The sequence below is a fragment of the Flavobacterium sp. genome, from assembly GCF_036405015.1.
Classification (GTDB): Bacteria; Bacteroidota; Bacteroidia; order Flavobacteriales; family Flavobacteriaceae; genus Flavobacterium.
Window position 1 is genome coordinate 1 of the sequence record NZ_DASWYK010000156.1, and the last position, 1,816, is coordinate 1,816.

At 35.7% G+C, this 1,816-nt stretch carries 1 protein-coding gene; it reads right to left on the minus strand.

Annotated features, from left to right (window positions below):
• Positions 1-40: 40 nt before the first annotated feature.
• Positions 41-1,177: a hypothetical protein gene (locus VGE71_RS12360; protein ID WP_331075744.1), complete on the minus strand. Its 1,137-nt coding sequence runs from the start codon at positions 1,175-1,177 to the stop codon at positions 41-43.
• Between the last annotated feature and the right edge of the window lie 639 nt (positions 1,178-1,816).

The window sequence follows — 1,816 nt, forward strand, 5'->3', positions numbered from 1 at the left end:
ATTAACCAACGATTCAGATAAAACAAATCGGCATTGAAATTCAAGATCTACTCGTCGCCAGGAGCTCAGTGACGTAATCAGGCACTTTTTTTAAAATAAAGCTATCATCGCTCACAATTCTGTCACCAAAAAACACTTTAAACCTCTCCTTTTCGTCATTTAAGTATTTACTTCCTGGATACAAAACCACTTCGACTTGGGTAGTTTTAGGGATACACCGAGATAGCAACTGCCGAATTTCAAAATCTGCCATAGGCAATGAATAACCAATAAATACAACTTTCGACGCCTCTGCCAATTCAATACCGGCATTCTGCCATACTAATTGGATTTGTATGTTGCTCAAATCCTTAAGAAAGGTTGGGAGAAGCAAATTGCCTTTCAATCTTATGTTATTAGTATTGTTAAATTTATAATTGATTTTACAGTGCTTACAGAACTTAGGTTTTCCTAAAATTTGCTTTTCGTTATATTTGATAAACATCCTTTGACACATTGGGCAGTGTAGCCAATTCATTGATCCATGAAGCTTCAAATATTTTATGTTATACCCTGATTTGCCTAAGGCTAATAAACCAGGTTTTATGTGATGATCATCCTCTAATGAACTGATATAACAACAATAATCGATAACGGCTAATTTTTCACCACCATTTATTTCTTCTTCCTCGCAAAATTCCTTAACCAACGTGTTTAAAGAATTATCCAATAGAATGTCCCAGTTTGTAGTGATTACAGCGATATTGTCATTCTTTATATCAGTCAAACGACGTCGGGCTATGTTATTCAAATAATTTGCATAATCATCAATGTATTCTTTTTCATTTTTCCGGTCCACTCCAAACTGTATAGAAGCGCCCATCAATCCATGAAACCCCTCTCGAATTCTTACCAATTCCTTAACATCATGTTTTTTAAATGACTTTCCATTTGAAATGCATCTATCAATAGGCGTAAAAACATCTTCTAAAGCCACCGCGTTCCATAAGGATTCTGGTACGCCTAAGTCATCTTCTAAAAATGATATAAACTCCTTTCTAGCCTGTGACAGTTCGACTGTATCTACATATTTCTCTTCAAAACCTTTGCTTAAAATAGTTTGAATTATACCGTTTTGAATAGGCCCTCCTGCGTCTGCAGAAAAACCTGCGCCCAAAAAATAAACTGTTTTATCCATTAGTTTTTTTTTATCATTTATACCAACGCTTTATTTTTTTAAAGTCAGGTTTTTCAACTCAGGTCAGTGTGTTAAAATGGTTTGCTGTGGCTTTCGGAGCTGTTTTCATGATACTTAAGTTATTATATTTTACAAACCTTACAAGCCACATTCCCTGCCGCCACAGCCTTCTTCAGCGTCGTCTTAATCTTACTCTGATTCAAATACCTGCAGGAAGATTTATGATATTTTGTTCCGGTATTGGTTATATAAACAACCGTCTCCTGGTTTCTATTAACAGCATAAGAAAATGAGGAATATCTTGCGGGTTCAGCCAGCAGGCTCTTTACAGAAAGAATGAAAGCAGCACACAGAACAAGGTCCCGGAAGTACCGCAGGTTAAGATTTTTCAAATAAGAGTGCGTTTTAGTTAATTAAATTTAGGATAAAGAAACCGTTAATACAAATAAAACTACCGTTTACTCATTGATTTACAAATACTTATACTAGGCAATACCTGCTTTCATCTGCTGCAGGTCAATGTTTAGATTAGGCAAATGATGTTTGGTGTAAAATGCACTTATACATTTTATTCCGGATTCATTCCTTCTATTTCTCCTCTTGCTGTTGCTGCCTCTTACCATTTCGAGGATATCCTCG

What these genes read in the sequence shown, in the direction of transcription:
- VGE71_RS12360 (WP_331075744.1), bottom strand. Translation starts at nt 1,177, where the DNA reads ATGGATAAAACAGTTTATTTTTTGGGCGCAGGTTTTTCTGCAGACGCA.